Source organism: Mesorhizobium sp. B2-5-11 (assembly GCF_006440835.1).
In the GTDB taxonomy this organism is placed as follows: Bacteria; Pseudomonadota; Alphaproteobacteria; order Rhizobiales; family Rhizobiaceae; genus Mesorhizobium.
The window spans coordinates 1-1,463 of sequence record NZ_VFUK01000030.1 but is presented as its reverse complement, the minus strand read 5'-3'; the positions used below and the strand labels follow the sequence as shown (position 1 = coordinate 1,463).

Genomic DNA, 1,463 nt, shown 5'->3' with positions numbered 1-1,463 from the left:
CCCTACACTGCGCGTCCGAGGGTTGCTCGGGCGGTCCGAGCCGATCCTCATCACAGGAGGACGAGCCGTGGCAGATTATAGGGAAGCATTTGTCGGAATCGATGTCGCTAAGCTGAGGAACGCCATCGCGATTGCGGAAGCCGGCCGGGAGGGAGAGGTTCGGTTCTTCGGCGAGGTCGACGCATCGGATACGAGTATGCGCCGCGTTATCCAACGGATCGCTGCCAAGTTCGATCGCATCCACCTATGCTACGAGGCGGGCCCAACCGGCTATGGCCTTTACCGGCTGATCCGTTCCCTTGGCCATGAATGCACCGTGGTCGCGCCATCGCTGATTCCAAGGAAGCCTGGCGATCGGGTGAAAACGAACCGCCGGGATGCTCTTTCATTGGCAAGGCTGCTGCGCGCCGGCGAACTGACGGCGGTATGGGTTCCCGATGAAGATCACGAAGCCATGCGAGATCTCGTTCGCGCCCGGGCAGCCGCGGTCGAGACGCTGCGGGTCCATCGCCAGCAGGTGAGCGCTTTCATGCTCAAGCATGGTCGTGCCTATCCGCGCACGAAGAACTGGACCATGCGCTACCTGCGTTGGTTGCAGGAGCAGCGGTTCGATTATCCTGCACATCAGATCGCGCTCCAGGAAATGGTCGAAGCGGTGCGCGTCTCGAAAGAGCGTGTGGAACGGCTTGATCGCGTGATCGAAGAGTTCATCCCGAACTGGTCGCTGGCGCCGATCGTGCGAGCGCTCCAGACATTGCGTGGGGTCGATCTGATCGTCGCCGTGACGTTCGCCACCGAGGTCGGCGACGTAAGCCGTTTTGAGAGCCCTCGCCAGCTCATGGGCTATCTCGGCCTCGTTCCCGGCGAGCGGTCGACTGGAGAGACAATCAGGCGTGGCGGCATCACCAAGGCAGGCAATGGCCGCGTTCGCCACATGCTGGTTGAGAGCGCCTGGACCTATCGACATCCACCCCGGATCGGCAAGGCGAAGCTGTACCGGTTGGAGCAGGCACCGCCGAAAGTCCGTGAGATCGCATGGAAGGCTCAGGCCCGCCTGACGACCCGGTATCGAAAGCTGGTTGCGCGAGGCAAGCGAACGACGGTGGTCTGCACGGCGATCGCCCGCGAACTAGTCGGCTTCATGTGGGCCGTCGCCAGGGAGGCACGCTCCACCTGATCGCTCGCCGCGGCAGTCTACACCTCGCGCATGGGCGGAGGCGGGACCACGGCAGGGGAATGCCCGTCAGACGCTTTGTGGCCGGCAAATTGACCGACGCCCGCAGTAAGATAGGAACAGCCCCGGACGCACAATCGGGAATGCGGTAGCCAACCCGCGCATCAGAGCTTGATCACCGACGTCCTTCAGTTCCGCCTCCACCCATGCGCGCTCATCAGAATGAGCAGCCGTTCCTCGGATCGGGCGACCTTCTGCGTTCCAAACCTTGACAGCGGACATCAGAGCG

The 1,463-nt window shown here is 62.7% G+C and carries 3 protein-coding genes; 1 reads left to right on the top strand and 2 read right to left on the bottom strand.

The window, feature by feature from the left end:
• On the bottom strand, window positions 1–244 hold a 244-nt coding region (locus FJ490_RS33485), incomplete at its 3' end, for a hypothetical protein (RefSeq protein WP_224656387.1).
• On the opposite strand from FJ490_RS33485, the gene FJ490_RS32490 reads away from it, so the two are divergent.
• Window positions 125–1,177 (top strand): IS110 family transposase, encoded by a 1,053-nt coding sequence (locus FJ490_RS32490; RefSeq protein WP_224656386.1) that lies wholly within the window; start codon window positions 125–127, stop codon window positions 1,175–1,177. The two genes, FJ490_RS33485 and FJ490_RS32490, sit on opposite strands and share 120 nt — an antisense overlap.
• Before the next feature lie 66 nt (window positions 1,178–1,243).
• Here the strand turns inward: FJ490_RS32490 and FJ490_RS32990 are convergent.
• A partial coding sequence (locus tag FJ490_RS32990; protein ID WP_210241397.1) for a hypothetical protein occupies window positions 1,244–1,463 on the bottom strand: 220 nt, incomplete at its 5' end.